This is a genomic window from Streptomyces albiaxialis, assembly GCF_039530985.1.
Lineage (GTDB): Bacteria > Actinomycetota > Actinomycetes > Streptomycetales > Streptomycetaceae > Streptomyces > Streptomyces albiaxialis.
On sequence record NZ_BAAAPE010000007.1, the window covers coordinates 47171 to 61356 of the forward strand.

At 74.4% G+C, this 14186-nt stretch carries 14 protein-coding genes; 8 read left to right on the forward strand and 6 right to left on the reverse strand.

The features are described from left to right. Positions 1–35: 35 nt before the first annotated feature. On the reverse strand, positions 36–428 hold the full coding sequence (locus ABD343_RS11120; protein ID WP_344526738.1) for an SCO5389 family protein: 393 nt from the start codon (positions 426–428) through the stop codon (positions 36–38). A gap of 287 nt (positions 429–715) precedes the next feature. On the opposite strand from ABD343_RS11120, the gene nucS reads away from it, so the two are divergent. Continuing rightward, positions 716–1387: an endonuclease NucS gene (nucS, locus tag ABD343_RS11125; RefSeq protein ID WP_344526740.1), complete on the forward strand. Its 672-nt coding sequence runs from the start codon at positions 716–718 to the stop codon at positions 1385–1387. Between the two features lie 229 nt (positions 1388–1616). On the opposite strand, the gene ABD343_RS11130 is transcribed toward nucS, so the two are convergent. After that, positions 1617–4130 carry an ABC transporter permease gene (locus ABD343_RS11130; RefSeq protein WP_344526742.1) on the reverse strand — a complete coding sequence of 838 codons (2514 nt, stop codon included), beginning with the start codon at positions 4128–4130 and terminating at the stop codon, positions 1617–1619. A 166-nt stretch (positions 4131–4296) separates the two neighbouring features. Here ABD343_RS11130 and ABD343_RS11135 point away from each other — a divergent pair, with 166 nt between their 5' ends. Then, positions 4297–5520, forward strand: a complete 1224-nt coding sequence (locus ABD343_RS11135; protein ID WP_344526744.1) for a sensor histidine kinase — start codon at positions 4297–4299, stop codon at positions 5518–5520. Then, entirely contained in the window at positions 5508–6197 is a 690-nt protein-coding gene (locus ABD343_RS11140; protein WP_344526746.1) for a response regulator, read from the forward strand. The genes ABD343_RS11135 and ABD343_RS11140 overlap by 13 nt, the downstream gene beginning before the upstream one ends. A gap of 7 nt (positions 6198–6204) precedes the next feature. Here ABD343_RS11140 and ABD343_RS11145 read toward each other — a convergent pair whose 3' ends face one another. The 4 genes from ABD343_RS11145 to ABD343_RS11160 form a co-directional block, all read right to left on the reverse strand. After that, complete coding sequence (locus tag ABD343_RS11145) at positions 6205–8556, reverse strand: ATP-binding protein (RefSeq protein ID WP_344526748.1); 2352 nt, start codon at positions 8554–8556, stop codon at positions 6205–6207. Positions 8557–8683: 127 nt separating this feature from the next. After that, positions 8684–9034, reverse strand: coding sequence for an STAS domain-containing protein (locus tag ABD343_RS11150; RefSeq protein WP_344526750.1), 351 nt, complete (start codon positions 9032–9034; stop codon positions 8684–8686). Between the two features lie 163 nt (positions 9035–9197). Next, entirely contained in the window at positions 9198–10046 is an 849-nt protein-coding gene (locus ABD343_RS11155) for a 3-hydroxyacyl-CoA dehydrogenase family protein (protein WP_344526752.1), read from the reverse strand. 119 nt (positions 10047–10165) lie between these two features. Further along, the gene (locus ABD343_RS11160; RefSeq protein ID WP_344526754.1) at positions 10166–10822 is read right to left on the reverse strand and encodes a TetR/AcrR family transcriptional regulator; all 657 of its coding nucleotides are present in this window, start codon (positions 10820–10822) and stop codon (positions 10166–10168) included. An 82-nt stretch (positions 10823–10904) separates the two neighbouring features. Here ABD343_RS11160 and ABD343_RS11165 point away from each other — a divergent pair, with 82 nt between their 5' ends. The 5 genes from ABD343_RS11165 to ABD343_RS11185 all read left to right on the forward strand — a co-directional run bounded on the left by ABD343_RS11165 (position 10905) and on the right by ABD343_RS11185 (position 14185). Further along, positions 10905–11690 (forward strand): ABC transporter ATP-binding protein, encoded by a 786-nt coding sequence (locus ABD343_RS11165; protein ID WP_344526756.1) that lies wholly within the window; start codon positions 10905–10907, stop codon positions 11688–11690. A 2-nt stretch (positions 11691–11692) separates the two neighbouring features. Continuing rightward, positions 11693–12448: an ABC transporter permease gene (locus tag ABD343_RS11170; protein WP_344526758.1), complete on the forward strand. Its 756-nt coding sequence runs from the start codon at positions 11693–11695 to the stop codon at positions 12446–12448. Between the two features lie 131 nt (positions 12449–12579). Then, positions 12580–13152, forward strand: a complete 573-nt coding sequence (locus ABD343_RS11175; RefSeq protein ID WP_344526760.1) for a cob(I)yrinic acid a,c-diamide adenosyltransferase — start codon at positions 12580–12582, stop codon at positions 13150–13152. Then, positions 13149–13805: an HAD family hydrolase gene (locus ABD343_RS11180; protein ID WP_344526762.1), complete on the forward strand. Its 657-nt coding sequence runs from the start codon at positions 13149–13151 to the stop codon at positions 13803–13805. The genes ABD343_RS11175 and ABD343_RS11180 overlap by 4 nt, the downstream gene beginning before the upstream one ends. Continuing rightward, on the forward strand, positions 13802–14185 hold the full coding sequence (locus tag ABD343_RS11185) for a VOC family protein (RefSeq protein WP_344526764.1): 384 nt from the start codon (positions 13802–13804) through the stop codon (positions 14183–14185). Before ABD343_RS11180 ends, ABD343_RS11185 begins: the two co-directional genes overlap by 4 nt. Position 14186: the final 1 nt, after the last annotated feature.

Consider the following 14186-nt stretch of genomic DNA (forward strand, 5'->3'; position numbering starts at 1 on the left):
AACGGCACCTACGGGTCACTACCGATGCGTATGCCCTAACAGTCCCGCAGCTCGGGCGACTGGTTCAGCAACTGACCACGGACAGAGGTGAAGCGCGCCAGACGCTGGTCCACCGAGGGGTCGAGCGGGAAGACCGCCACCCGATGGCAGTTCTGGAACGCGAGCCGCACCCCGAAGTGGCGCTGGAGGGCACCGCGAATGGCGTCACTCGCCAACGCCCGCAGGAGCTGGCCACGGGCCTGCTCGTCCGGGGGCGGTGTCTGATTGTCGGCGAACTCCCCGCCGTCCACCTTCAATTGCGCGACGAGCGAGCTGATCATCTCCCATGCGTACGGGAGGGAGGTGCGGACGCAGTCGACGAACGCCGCCTCATCCACCTCGCCACGCTCAGCTTGCTCCAGAAGCGCAGGTGGGACGTCGAGCGACATGGGTTCTCCTCTCGCAGACCCGGCCCGGAGGCCGGGGTCTCTAGGGGGTATCGCCCTCTCTGCGGGCCCCGCGACCCGGGAGGTTCCCCAAGCCGGAGGACCGTGGGGAGGGCCCTGGGGACACCACCGCGTAATCGCGCAACCTCGGACGGCGACGCCCCCGCTTTAACGGTAAGGGGCGAAGGCGGGGCTCAGCATGAGAATCGAAATACTCGCCTAGGGCGCACCGGAGGGTGCCCCGGGGGCGAATCGCGCCGGGGCCGACGAGTCCAGTAGCGTGACCGACCATGCGTCTCGTCATCGCCCGCTGCTCGGTCGACTACGCCGGCAGGCTCACCGCACATCTCCCCTCGGCCCCGCGGCTCATCCTCGTCAAGGCCGACGGCTCCGTCTCCGTCCACGCGGACGACCGCGCGTACAAGCCCCTCAACTGGATGTCCCCGCCCTGCACGCTCAAGGAGCAGGACGAGGGCGACGGCGCCCGCTGGACGGTGGAGAACAAGGCGGGCGAGAAGCTCATCATCACGATGGAGGAGGTCCTGCACGACTCCTCGCACGAGCTGGGCGTGGACCCGGGCCTGATCAAGGACGGCGTGGAGGCGCACCTCCAGGAGCTGCTCGCGGACCGGATGGAGACGCTGGGCGAGGGCTGGACGCTGATCCGGCGCGAGTTCCCCACGGCGATCGGACCCGTGGACATCCTCGGGCGGGACGCCGACGGTACGACGATCGCCGTCGAGATCAAGCGGCGCGGCGAGATCGACGGGGTCGAACAGCTCACCCGCTACCTCGAACTGCTCAACCGGGACCCTCATCTCGCGCCCGTCGAGGGCGTGTTCGCGGCGCAGGAGATCAAGCCGCAGGCTCGTGTCCTCGCCACGGACCGGGGCATTCGCTGCGTCACGCTCGACTATGACGCGCTGCGAGGCATCGAAGACGACAAGCTCCGCCTCTTCTGACCCCGATCCGGAGAAGAGATCCGCGCCCGGGTGCCCCGCGCTGCGCTTCGCGGGCTGCGGCTGCGCCGTGGATGGTCGCGCAGTTCCCCGCGCCCCTTAGGCCGACAGGCTGTGCGCCCACGCGGCGGAGCCGCACATCGGACACAGGCCCGCGCCCCTAGTGGGCAAGCCCCACGCTCTGCTGGGCTTGGCTGGGGGCTCAGGGGCCCGCCCCTGGCGGGGCGCAGGGTCAGGTCGTCTCCGTGGTTACCGCGTTCAGGACCGGGAGGTTCGCCGCACGGCGGGCGGGGAGGAGGGAGGCGAGCACTCCGAGGGCCACCGTCACCGCCAGCGCAGCGCCCAGGTGGGGCCAGGGGACGACGAGCGTCGCGCCCGGCTGGGTCGCCACCGCCGCCAGCGCGGTGGCGCCGCCCGCCGCGAGGCCCAGGAGCGCGCCGAGGGCGCAGATCAGCAGGGACTCCAGCCGGATCACCGACGCGATGCCCCGGCGGTCCATGCCGACGGCCCGCAGGACACCGATCTCGCGCGTCCGTTCGTGCACGGCCATGGCCATCGTGCCGACCACGCCGAGCGTGCCGATCAGGACGGCGACGCTGAGCAGCGCCGAGACGAGGTTCAGCAGCGTCTCGTAGGGGCGGGCCGCCTCGCGGGCGGCGTCGTCGTGGTTCTGGACGAGCAGCGCGGGGTTGTCGAGTGCGGCGCGGATCCGGTCGCGGGCGGCCTCCGCCTGGCCCGGGGCTGTGCGGACGACGATCTCGTCGGCGCGTTCGCCGGGGCGCGCGGCGGAGAGCGGGAGGAGGGCGGGTCCGAGCCGTTCGGGGCCCTCGTAGACCGCGACTACGCGGCGCTCGCCGAGCCGTGAACCGACCTGCCAGTCACGGGCGTCGGCCTCCTCGCGGCTGACCGCGACCCCGTGCCGCCCGAGCCGGGCCAGCGTGCCGTCGACGACCGTGAGCCCGGCGGCGCGTTCGGCCGTACGCGGGTCGACGGCGGTCGCGCCCAGCTCGCGGTCCCCGCCGAGCGGGACGCCCGTGGGGATCGTCGGCGTGACGGCCTCGGCGCCGGGGACGCGGGCGACGCGGCGGGCCGTACCGTCGCCGACCTCGGCGAAGTCGACGGACGTGACGCGCAGGTCGGACACCATCTCGCGGGCCGCGTCGCGCTCGGCCATGCCGCGCAGCGAGGACGCGCCGATGCCCGCGGCCGTGACGAGCGCGAGGCCGATCATGAGCGCCGAGGCGGTCGCGGCCGTACGGCGGGGGCTGCGGCGGGCGTTCTCGACGGCGAGCGTGCCGCGTACGCCCGCGAGGCGGCGCAGCGGGCCGCGCAGGACGGCGCCGAGCCCGACGGCGAGCCACGGGGTGAGGATCATCAGGCCGGCCATCAGGACCGCTCCGGCGACGGTGACCATGTCGATGTCGGGGGTGTCGCTGAGGTACCACAGGAGCAGCGCCCCGAACCCGGTGACGGCGCAGCCCACGAGGTTGCGGCGGCGCAGCGCGGCGGGCGTCGCCGGGACGTCCGTCCTGAGCGCGGCCATGGGCGAGACGGAGGCGGCCCTGCGTGCCGGGACGTACGCCGCGAGCGCGGTGACGCCGATGCCGACGGCGAGCGCGGCGATTCCGGCGGGGAGCGAGACGAGGGGCAGCGGCGCGTCCACGGCGCCCTCGTTGACGGGGAACCGCGCCTTCATCGCGTACGCGAGCGCGGCGCCGAGCGGGTAGCCCAGCGCGGAGGCGGCGGTGCCCACGAGCAGCGCCTCGCCGAGGACGAGCCGCAGGACGTGCGCGCGGGTGGCGCCGACGACGCGGAGCAGGGCGTGCTCGCGGGCGCGCGCCGCGGTGAGCATGGCGAAGGTGTTGGCGACGAGGAAGCCCGCGACGAGCAGCACGACGGCGGCGAAGCTCAGCAGCAGCCCGGTCGTCTTGTCGCCCTCGGCGCCGGCCTCCGCCGCGGCCGTGGCCCGTGCCTCGGTGCGCGTGACGGCCTCGGCGTCGCGCGGCAGCGCCTTCTCCGCGTGCGCGGCGAGCCGTTCCTCGCCCGCCTGCCCGGTGCCGGGCGCGGCGGCGAGGGAGATCGCGGTGAGGCCGAACTGGCGGCGGGCCGTGGCCTCGTCGAAGGCGGTCAGCGCGCCGCCGGAGGCGACGCGGGCGTCGTCGGGCGCGGTGAGGACGCCGACGAGCCGGACGTCGCGCGCGTCCCCGTCGACGACGACGCGGATCCGGTCGCCGACCCGGTGGCCCGCGCGCTCGGCGGTGCGCCGGTCGAGGGCGACCTCCCCGGCGCCGTGCGGCCCGCGCCCCTCGGCGAGCGGGTAGCGCGGGTCGGAACCCCCCTTCCCCGGCGCGTAGTTGACGCCCACGCTGTCCGTACGGGAGCCGACGAGCGTGCCATCGCGTCCGGCCACGAACGTGCTGCCCTCCGCCGTGGCGCGCACCGCGGTGGCACCCGGGAGCGCGCGCAGCCGCTCCGGGAGGCGGGCGTCGAGGCGCGGCTTCCCGTCGCCGCCGCCGGGGCCCTCGGCGTCGGCGGCGGGGGTGATCGTGACGGCCGTGTCGGGCGGCACGGTGCCGCGGGCCCGCTCGACGGCGGTCCGCGCGGACTCGCCGTACAGCAGCGAGCCGGTGACGAACGCGACGCCGAGCAGGACGGCGAGGGCGGGCAGCGCGAAGCGGGACGCGTGCGCGCGCAGGGAGCGCAGGGGACGCGCCACGGCGCGCAGCGGGCGTGGGGCAGCGGGCATGGGGGGCCTCGACGGGACGCGGGGCGGGCGGTGGACGTACTCGATCGTGCGGCGCGGCGGCCCCGCCGCGGATCGGCCGTCCAGCCGACCGGACGGCGGGGCGGCGGGCCCGTGTCGTCCGAAAGTTCGAGGTGGACCCGGCGTCCCGGCCGTAACGTGAGGCAGCATGTTCCCCGCCCGACCGCTCCCCTCCCCGCTCCGCTCCCCGCTCCGCCGGGCGCTGCTCGCCGTGGCGGCTCTCCCGGTGCTCGCCCTGCTCGTCGCCGAGGGATCGGCCACGGGATACGTGCCGACCGCCGTCGCGACCGTCGTCACAGGCGCGCTGTGCGTGGGGGCGCTCTTCGTCCCCGCCGACCGCTTCGCGCGGGCCGCCGCCGTCGCCGTGGCGGCGTCCGGCGTGCTGTCCGCCGTGACCACGCGGCTCACGCACCGTCCCGAGGTCACGCCGGGCGCGGTCGAGCTGGGCGCGCTGCTGTTCGTCGTGACCCGTGCCGTACGGCGGGCGCGTCCGGTGACCGCGGCGGTGCTGGCGGCCGGGAGCGGCCTCGCCGCCGGGCTGCTGCCGCTGCGGCTGCCGCGCGCCGAGTACGGGAACGTGGCCCAGATCGCCGAGCCCGTGATCTTCTTCGCGCTGGTGCTGGCGTGCGTCCTCGGCCTCTATCTGCGGCTGCTGGACACCTTCCGCTCCCGCGAGCGCGAGGCGGACCGGCAGGCGCAGCGGCTGGAATACGCCCGCGAGCTGCACGACTTCGTGGCGCACCACGTCACGGCGATCGTCGCGCAGACCAAGGCCGTGCGGTACGCCACCGCGAAGGGCCACGCACCGGCGCCCGACGACCTCGACCGGATGATGGCGGGCATCGAACGGGCGGGCTCGCAGGCCATCGAGTCGATGCGCGGCATGGTCTCGGTGCTCCGGGCGCCCGGCGAGGGCCCGGCCACCACGAGACCCTCGGGGGACCTGGAGAGCATGCTGCGCGGCCTCACCGAGGAGTTCGCGGCGGCGGGCACGGCCGCCGCCGAGCTGCGCGTCGCGCCCGAGCTGACGGAGCCGGGGAACGGGCTGCCGCCCGCGCTGACCACGGCCGCGCACCGGCTGGTGCGCGAGTCGCTGACCAACATCCGCAAGCACGGCGAGGGGGTGCGCCGGGTGACCGTGGTCGTACGGCCGTCACCCGAGGGCACCTTGACCGTGGCCGTCACGGACGACGGGCGCGCGCCCCTGCCCGCGGGCAAGGCGGCGTCGTCCGGGCGCTCCGGATTCGGGCTGACGGGGCTGGCCGAGCGCGTCGAGGCGCTCGGCGGGACCTTCACGGCGGGCCCGCGCGAGGACGGGACGGAGGGATGGCGGGTCGGGGCCGAACTGCCTCTGGGATCATGGGAACGGTGAACGCCAAGACGATCCGCGTGCTCCTCGCCGACGACCAGGAGATGGTCAGGGCGGCCTTCCGGATGATCCTGGAGGCACAGCCCGACATCCAGGTCGTCGCGGAGGCCGCCGACGGCGCGACGGCGGTCGCCGAGGCGCGCCGGCTGCGCCCCGACGTCTGCCTCCTCGACATCCGTATGCCGGAGATGGACGGGCTGGAGGCGACCCGGCAGCTCGCGGGCCCGGAGGCCCGCGACCCGCTGAACGTGCTGATCGCCACCACCTTCGACCTCGACGAGTACGTCTACCGGGCGCTGCGCGACGGGGCGTGCGGCTTCCTGCTGAAGGACGGCTCCCCCGCGCTGCTCGCCGAGGCCGTGCGCGCGGCGGCGCACGGCGACTCGATGATCTCCCCGTCGATCACGGTGCGGCTGCTGCGCCACATGACCCCGCCGGAGCCCGCCGCGCCCGCGCCCGTCCCCCCGCCGAGCCGCTCCCCCGCCGAGCCGCTGACGGAGCGGGAGCTGGAGGTCGTACGGCTCGTGGCGCGCGGGCGGACGAACGAGGAGGTCGCGGCGGAGCTGTACGTCACGCTGTCCACCGTCAAGACGCACCTGGGCAACGTCCAGCGCAAGCTCGACGCGCGCAACCGCGTCGAGATCGCGGCGTGGGCCTGGGAGTCGGGCCTGTGTAGCTGACGCGTCCTCAGACCGCGGCCGAGCCGGCCCCCGAGTCCGAGCCGGACGGGCTGCCCTCGGACGGCGGGTCCTCGTCCGAGTCGCTCGGCGAGGGGTCGTCGGTGGGCTTGGTCGGTGGATCGGTCGGCTTCGTCGGCGGGTCCGTGGGCTTGGTCGGGGGATCCGTCGGCTTGGTCGGCGGGTCCGTGGGCTTCGTCGGCGGGTCCGTCGGCTCGCTGGGCGAGGTCTCGCTCGGCGAGGGGCTGGTGGGCTCGTCCGGCGACTCGGAGGTCTCCTTCGTCGCGGACGGGCGCTCCGGGCTCGGCGGCGGAGTCGTCCCGGCGGCGGGCTGCTGCGAACGGGTCGTGGAACCGCCGGTCCCGGCGGCGGGCTTGTCGGCGTTCAGCCCGTCCTCGCCCTCGCCCTGGGACGCGGACTGCTCGGGCTTGACCGTGTCCGGCTCCTCGCCGCCGCCCGAGGTGGTGCCGAGCGTGACGATGGTGCCGAGGACGGCGGCGAGGAGCGCGCCCGCGCTCGCCGCGAGGACGTTCCGCTTGCTGCCGTGGAAGGCGAGCCTCCGGCGGGACGCCCCCGACACCGCCCCGGATGCCGACGCCGCGGCCGGGGTCGCCGTCGTCGTGGGCGGCGAGATCACCGTCTGCGGCGTCGCGGACGCGGGCGGCGGCGCCGACTCCTCCGCGGCCTCCGGCGGCCGTACGGCACCGGTCTGCGCCTGCGAGAGCCCCGAGGACGCCGGGGTCAGCGCGACCGTCCCGCTCTCGGCCAGCCGGTCGGAGACCAGCGCGAGGGCCCGGCGCCCGGCGAAGACGCCGCGCTGCTCGGCGAGCGTGCCGCGCAGTCCGAGCGAGGCCTCCAGCTCGGCGCGGGCCCGCTCGGGCTGACCGGTGCTGAGCGCGAGGACGCCCAACTCATGGTGGAAGTACGCCTCTTCGGCGACCTCCCCGGAGAGCCGCGCCGCCTCCTGCCCGGCCCGCAGCACCCGCTCCCACGCGGACCAGCGCAGCCCGGCCGCGAGGACGGGCGCGGCCGTACGGGCGAGGAGCACGGCGGTGCTGGCGTGCCCGGCGCGCTGCGCGCCGCGCACGGCGGCGAGGATCGCGTCGGCCTCGGCGGCGGCGCGCTCGGGCGAGACCGAGGGGTGCCCGGCCCACCAGGCGTAGTGCTGGGCGGCGGCGAGCGCGCAGGCGGCGGTGCCGTCGGCGGCGCTGTCGGAGGGACCGGCGTCGCCGCCCGTACCCCCGTCGCCGCCCGTGCCGCCGATGCCGCCCGCGTCGGCCGCCGCGTCGCTCTCGGCGAGCCGCTCGGCGACCCCGGCGGCGAGCCGGTAGTGGGCGCCCGCGAGGGTGATCAGCCCGGCGTCGGCCAGCTCGGCGACGGCCTCGTCGGCGTGCGGGTCGCCGGTGAGCGCGGGCAGGTGGCTGTGGTGCGGGAGTTCGCCGTCGAGCGCGAGGGCGAAGCGGAGGGCCTGGCGGGCGGTCTCGGAGAGCCCGGCGGCGACGAGCGGGGGCAGCGCGGCGTCCACGGGCGCCGCCGCTCCGCCGTCCCGGCCGCGCAGCAGCGCGCCCGCCTGGACGAAGCGCAGGGCCAGCCCCTCGGACTCGAACCACAGGTCCGCCGCCCAGTCGGCCTCCTCGTCGGTGAGGGGCCTGCTGACGGCGTGCTCCAGCAGTTCGAGGCAGGCGGTGCGGCTGATCCCGCCGAGGAAGACCTCCTCGACGTACGCGTCGGGGGACGGCGCGGCGATGTCCGGGGTGGCCGAGAGGACGAAGGCGCACTCGGGGGTGGCCTGGAGGAGTTCGTCGAGCGCGGCGCCGCCGAACTCCAGGTCGTCCACGACGACGACGGCGCCGACCTCGCCGAGCGCCTCGCGCAGCTCTGCGCGCCCGGGGCGGTGCAGCGGGGCGTGGTGGACGGCGGCGAAGAGGTCGTGGAGCAGGTCGCTCGGGGTGCGGTGGTAGCCGCTGAGGCGGACGACGCCGTCGGGCGCGAGGCCGGCGACGTCCTCGGCGACCGCGTCGAGCAGGGCGCTGCGCCCGGCCCCCGAGGGCCCGGTGAGGCGTACGGAGCGGCCGCGGGCCAGCAGGCGGCTCAGCCGCTCGCGCTCCTCCTCGCGCTCCAGCAGCGGTATCTGCTCGGCCGCGCTGACACCGGGGAGCCGGGGCGGGAGGTGGGGTGCGGGCCGTTCGTCCGGGTCGAGCTTCTCGGGTCTGCCCGGCCGTTCGACCGGCGGGCAGGGTTCTATCTCGCTACCGTCCACCGGATTGACCGTCAGCAGATATTCGGCCGCGACCAGTTGCGCCGTGCGCGCGAGCCCGCCGCTCCCCTGCTCGTACGCCTTTCCGCCCTCGTGCTGATCCATCGTCTCTCGCCCCCCAGTTACGGTGCCGCGCCCGGCCTCGGTACTGCGTGACTGCCGGGGCGGTCACGTCGGCGCGGCGCACGGCCCAGTATCCCGAAGCCGCGGCGGCGTCGCCCGGGCCGGGACGTCATGGCTTTGTGAGGATTTGGACGCCGGATTCCCCGGAGGAGGCGGCTCCGGCCGCTCCTCCCTCGATCGCGAGAATCCTGTGCAGTCGTGTGGCCACCAGCAGGCGCCGCATCTGCGGAGGGACCTCTCTCAGGACGAGCCTCCGGCCGCAGCGACCCGCGCGCCGGTGCGCTCCCATGATCACGCCGAGCCCTGTGGCGTCCCACGAGTCGAGCTCCGCGAGGTCCAGCACGAGGTCGCCGTCGCCGGAGTCGACGGCGCTGTGCAGGACCGTACGGGCGTCCGCGGCGCTGCGGACGTCGAGACGACCCCCGACGACCAGCTCGGCGTGGTCGCCCCTGATATGCATATGTTGCTCCCCGAGAAGTGTCCGCGTGCGTGACCTTGAGCTGTGCCCTTACCTATACGTGTTTCACCACAACTGACTGCCGAAGGGGCAGCGAAGTTGCCGTCCGTGCTCGAACCGATACCGAGTTCACCCTCCCGTGGGAGGGCGGGCCCGGCGGACGCGCTCAGTGCGCGTAGAAGCCCTGGCCGCTCTTGCGCCCCAGGTCGCCCGCGTCCACCATCCGCCGCATGAGTTCCGGCGGGGCGAACTTGCCGTCCTTCGACTCCTCGTAGATGTTCTCCGAGGCGTGCAGCAGGATGTCGACGCCCGTGAGGTCGGCGGTGGCGAGCGGGCCCATGGCGTGGCCGAAGCCGAGCTTGCAGGCCGTGTCGATGTCCTCGGCGGAGGCGACACCCGACTCGTAGAGCTTGGCGGCCTCGACGACGAGGGCGGCGATCAGCCGCGTCGTGACGAAGCCGGCGACGTCACGGTTGACGACGACGCAGGTCTTGCCGGTGGACTCGGCGAACTCGCGAGCCTTGGCGAGCGTTTCGTCGCTCGTCTTGTGGCCGCGCACCAGCTCGCAGAGGGCCATCATCGGCACGGGCGAGAAGAAGTGCGTGCCGACGACGCGCTCCGGGCGCTCCGTGGCCGCCGCGATCTTGGTGATCGGGATCGCGGAGGTGTTGGAGGCGAGCACGGTCTCGTCGCGCACGAGCTTGTCGAGGGTCGCGAAGATCTCCCGCTTGACCTCGATCTTCTCGAAGACGGCCTCGACGACGACGTCCGCGTCGGCGGCGCCGTCCAGGTCGGTGGTGGTGGTGATGCGGCCGAGGGCGGCCTCCGCCTCCGCGGCGTCCAGCTTGCCCTTGGAGACGAACTTGTCGAAGGACGCCTTGATGCCGTCGGTGCCGCGGGTCAGGGCCTCGTCCGTCACGTCACGGAGCACGACGTCCCAGCCCGCCCGGGCCGAGACCTGCGCGATTCCGGAGCCCATGAGTCCGGCTCCGATGACGGCGAGCTTCTTCGCCACGGTTTTCACCCTCCACCGTTGATTCTGCTTGTCCGTTGGGCGGACACTAGCGTTTCTCACGGGGCCATGGGCCGTGAAGAGACACGTATCACGTCTCACATGGCGGACATCACATTCGCTCAGCGCCCCCCGCGTGTCGCGTAGTTGAGGAACGCGTCGGTCGTCAGGGTCTCGAAGACGTCGAGCTTGGCGAGCGACTCGCGGGCGACCTCGTCCTTCGGCTTTCCCTCGGCGATGCCCCGGACGGCCGAACGGAAGACGACGTTGCTGATGTTGACGAGCTGGCCGGCGACCAGCTCCGGGGTCGGGTCGTCCGGCGCGGCGCCGGTCTCCTCCCGGAGCGTCTCGCGCAGCCGGTCGGCGGTGCGCTGCTGCATCACCATCAGCCGCGCGAGCAGCACGGGCGACTCCCGGACGACGCGCATGAACGTGTCGTACCCCTCGGTCAGCCCCGCGTAGAGGCTGCGGTCGCGGATGTCGCGGCGCATGCCGCCCAGGATCGCGTCGGCGGCGGACTCGCCGGGCTCGCGGTTGCGGACGGTGCGCGCGGGGCGGTCGATCATCTCCTCCTCGCGGTCGAAGAAGAGGTCCTCCTTGGCCGGGAAGTAGTTGTAGACCGTGTTGACCGAGACGTCGGCGGCCTCGGCGATCTCGGCGATCGTGACCGCCTCGAAGCCGCGGTCCAGGAACAGCCCGGTGGCGACGTCCGAGATCCGCTCCCGCGTCTCCCGCTTCTTCCGCTCCCTGCGGCCCTCGTTGGGGACGGTGCTGGTCATGCCCTCATCGTAGGCGCCCGATGGGGACGGTGAAATTTTGGAGGCATTGCAAAATTTAAGTCTCTCTGTTTTTCTGGGTGGCATGCCAGCCGTCATCCAGACCTCCGGGCTGACCCGGACCTTCCAGACGAAGAACCGCACAGTCGAGGCCGTGCGCGGCATCGACCTCACCGTGCGCGGCGGCGAGATCCTCGGCTTCCTGGGGCCGAACGGGGCGGGGAAGACCACCACGCTCCGCATGCTCACCACCCTGCTGCCGCCCACCTCCGGCTCCGCGACCGTCGCGGGCCACGACCTCGCCCGCGACCCTCGCGGCGTCCGCGCCCGGATCGGGTACGTCGCGCAGTCCGGCGGCGTCGACCCGACCGTCACCGTGCGGGAGGAGCTGACGACCCAGGCCCGGCTCTACCGGCTGCCCCGGCCCGAGGCCGCGGCCCGCGCAGAGGAACTCGCCGGGGAGCTGGGCCTCGCCGAGCTGCTCGACCGCAAGTGCGCGGCCCTTTCCGGCGGCCAGCGCCGCCGCCTCGACATCGCCATGGGCCTCACCCACCGGCCCGGCGTCCTCTTCCTCGACGAGCCGACGACCGGACTCGACCCGGGCAGCAGGGCCGCGCTGTGGGAGCTGATCCGGCACCTGCGCGACAGCCGCGGCATGACCGTCTTCCTCACCACGCACTACCTCGACGAGGCCGACGCGCTCGCCGACCGCCTCGTCGTCGTCGACCAGGGGCGGATCGTGGCCGAGGGCACACCCGCCGAGCTGAAGTCCACGTACGGGGGCTCGCCCGGGGCGAGCCTCCAGGACGCCTTCCTCGCGGTCACCGGGCGCAGCCCGGCCCCGCGCGCCGAGACCCCGGCGGCGGTGTGACCGTGTCCCACGTTCTCGCCGACACCGGCGTCATCGCCGGGCGCTACGTCCGCCAGACTCTCGGCTCCCGCGTCGGGCTCCTGTTCGGGCTGCTCCAGCCGATGCTGTTCCTCGTCCTGTTCGGCCCGCTGCTGGAGGGCGTCCCGCTCGGCGGCGACGGCGACTCCTGGCAGACGCTCGTGCCGGGGCTGCTGGTCCAGCTCGGGCTGTTCTCCTCGGCGTTCGCCGGGTTCTCGATCCTCATCGAGAAGCAGTACGGGGTGGTGGAGCGGATGCGCGTGACGCCCGTCAGCCGCCTCGCGCTGCTGCTCGGGCGGATCGTGCGCGACGTCCTCCAGCTCCTCGTCCAGTCCGTCCTGCTCGTCCTCGTCGGCGTCGCCTTCGGGCTGCGGGCTCCGGTCCTGGGCGTGGTCCTCGGGTTCGTGTTCGTGGCGGTCCTGGCGGCCTCGCTCGCCTCGCTGTCGTACGCGCTGGCGATGCGCGTGAACAGCCCGCAGGAGTTCGCCCCGGTCGTCAACTCCGTCAACATGCCCGCGATGCTGCTCTCCGGCATCCTGCTGCCGATGTCCCTGGCCCCCGACTGGCTCGACGGGCTCTCGCACGCCGTCCCGTTCCGCTATCTCGTGGACGCGGTGCGCTCCGCGTTCGTCGGGGAGTACGGGGACGGCCCCGTGGCCCTCGGTGCCCTGGTCGCTGCCGCGCTGGCGACGGTGTCCCTGGCGCTGGGCACGCACCTCTTTCGGCGAGCGGGAGCGTAGACGTTCCCACCACTTGATGGCTGCCCCCTCCTCTGGGCTGGGCAGGGGCTGCCCAGCCCGGAGAAGAGGGCACGGGGTTTCACCGGGCACGCCCAAGAGTGGCGCTCGGCCCGCAGGGCTACGCTCGGCCCATGGTTAACCTCACGCGGATCTACACCCGTACCGGCGACAAGGGCACCACCGCGCTCGGCGACATGAGCCGTACCGCCAAGACCGACTCCCGCATCGCGGCGTACGCCGACGCGAACGAGGCGAACGCCGCGATCGGGGTCGCCCTCGCCCTCGGCGGCCTGGACGAGGAGCTGAAGCCGGTCCTCACGCGCGTGCAGAACGACCTGTTCGACGTGGGCGCCGACCTGTCCACGCCGGTGGTCGAGAACCCCGAGTTCCCGCCGCTGCGCGTCGAGCAGGCGTACATCGACAAGCTGGAGGCCGACTGCGACCGCTTCCTCGCCGGACTGGAGAAGCTGCGCAGCTTCATCCTCCCCGCGGGGACGCCGGGCGCCGCCCTGCTGCACCAGGCCTGCACGGTCGTACGCCGCGCGGAGCGCTCGACCTGGGCCGCCATGGAGGAGCACGGCGAGACCATGAACCCCCTCACCGCGACCTACCTCAACCGCCTCTCGGACCTGCTGTTCATCCTCGCCCGCACCGCGAACCTCTCGGTGGGCGACGTGCTGTGGGTGCCGGGAGGCGAGCGGTGAGCGGCCCCGCGCGGGGCGCCACGCCCGTCGTGCTCCTCGACATCGGCGGGGTGCTCGTCCCGAACACCGTGCCGGGGCTCACCGCGCGGTGGAGCGCCGAGCTGGGCCTGTCCGAACGGGAGTTCCTGACCGCCCTCTTCGAGGGCAGCGACGAGCAGGTCGGCGTCGGCCGCGTCACCGAGCCCGAGTGGTGGGAGGTGGTCCGCGGACGGCTCGGCGTCTCCGCCGCGACGGCCGCCGAGATCGAGCGCGAGATGACGACCCCGTACCCGTACGACGCGACGCTCCTCGCCTGCCTGCGCGGGCTGCGCGAGCGCGGCGCCGCGCGCACCGGGCTGCTCAGCAACGCCTGGCCGCACGCCCGCCGGCTCGTCGAGGCCTCGGGCGCCCTGGACGCCGTCGAGGACGTCGTGCTCTCCTGCGAGGCGGGCTGCGCCAAGCCCGACCCCCGCGTCTACGCGCTCGCCCTGCGCCGGGTCGGCGGCCCGGAGGCGCCCCGCGCGGCGCTCTTCGTCGACGACACTCCGGCCAACGTGGAGGCCGCGCGGGAGCTGGGGATGCGGGGCCACGTCCATACGGACGCCGAGAGCACGGCGCGGCGCATCGCCGCGTTCGTCGAAGGGGACGGCCTCGGCGGAGAGGAGCGGGAATGAGCCACGGACATCCCTCCCTCACTCTGGCCACGGTCACCCTCGACTGCCGGGACGCGCGGGAGCTGGCCGCGTTCTACCAGCGGCTGTTCCCCGACTGGCACGTCGAGGCCGCCGAGCCCGAGTGGGTGCTGATGCGCCCGCCGGGCGGGGGCACGGGGCTCGCCTTCCAGGCCGAGCGCTGGTACCGCCCGCCGGTCTGGCCCGAACGGGACGGGGGGCCGCACAAGATGGCGCACCTGGAGCTGCGCGTGGCGGACCTCGCGGCGGCGACGGCGTACGCGGTGAGCGTCGGCGCCGTCCTCGCCGGGCAGCAGCCCCAGGAGGACGTACGGGTCCTCCTCGACCCGGCGGGGCACCCGTTCTGCCTCTTCGCGGAGTGAA

Excerpts from the sequence above, each read along its gene's own strand:
- ABD343_RS11120 (WP_344526738.1), bottom strand. The coding sequence starts at position 428 with ATGTCGCTCGACGTCCCACCTGCGCTTCTGGAGCAAGCTGAGCGTGGC.
- nucS (WP_344526740.1), top strand. The coding sequence starts at position 716 with ATGCGTCTCGTCATCGCCCGCTGCTCGGTCGACTACGCCGGCAGGCTC.
- ABD343_RS11130 (WP_344526742.1), bottom strand. The coding sequence starts at position 4,130 with ATGCCCGCTGCCCCACGCCCGCTGCGCGCCGTGGCGCGTCCCCTGCGC.
- ABD343_RS11135 (WP_344526744.1), top strand. The coding sequence starts at position 4,297 with ATGTTCCCCGCCCGACCGCTCCCCTCCCCGCTCCGCTCCCCGCTCCGC.
- ABD343_RS11140 (WP_344526746.1), top strand. The coding sequence starts at position 5,508 with ATGGGAACGGTGAACGCCAAGACGATCCGCGTGCTCCTCGCCGACGAC.
- ABD343_RS11145 (WP_344526748.1), bottom strand. The coding sequence starts at position 8,556 with ATGGATCAGCACGAGGGCGGAAAGGCGTACGAGCAGGGGAGCGGCGGG.
- ABD343_RS11150 (WP_344526750.1), bottom strand. The coding sequence starts at position 9,034 with ATGCATATCAGGGGCGACCACGCCGAGCTGGTCGTCGGGGGTCGTCTC.
- ABD343_RS11160 (WP_344526754.1), bottom strand. The coding sequence starts at position 10,822 with ATGACCAGCACCGTCCCCAACGAGGGCCGCAGGGAGCGGAAGAAGCGG.
- ABD343_RS11165 (WP_344526756.1), top strand. The coding sequence starts at position 10,905 with ATGCCAGCCGTCATCCAGACCTCCGGGCTGACCCGGACCTTCCAGACG.
- ABD343_RS11175 (WP_344526760.1), top strand. The coding sequence starts at position 12,580 with ATGGTTAACCTCACGCGGATCTACACCCGTACCGGCGACAAGGGCACC.
- ABD343_RS11185 (WP_344526764.1), top strand. The coding sequence starts at position 13,802 with ATGAGCCACGGACATCCCTCCCTCACTCTGGCCACGGTCACCCTCGAC.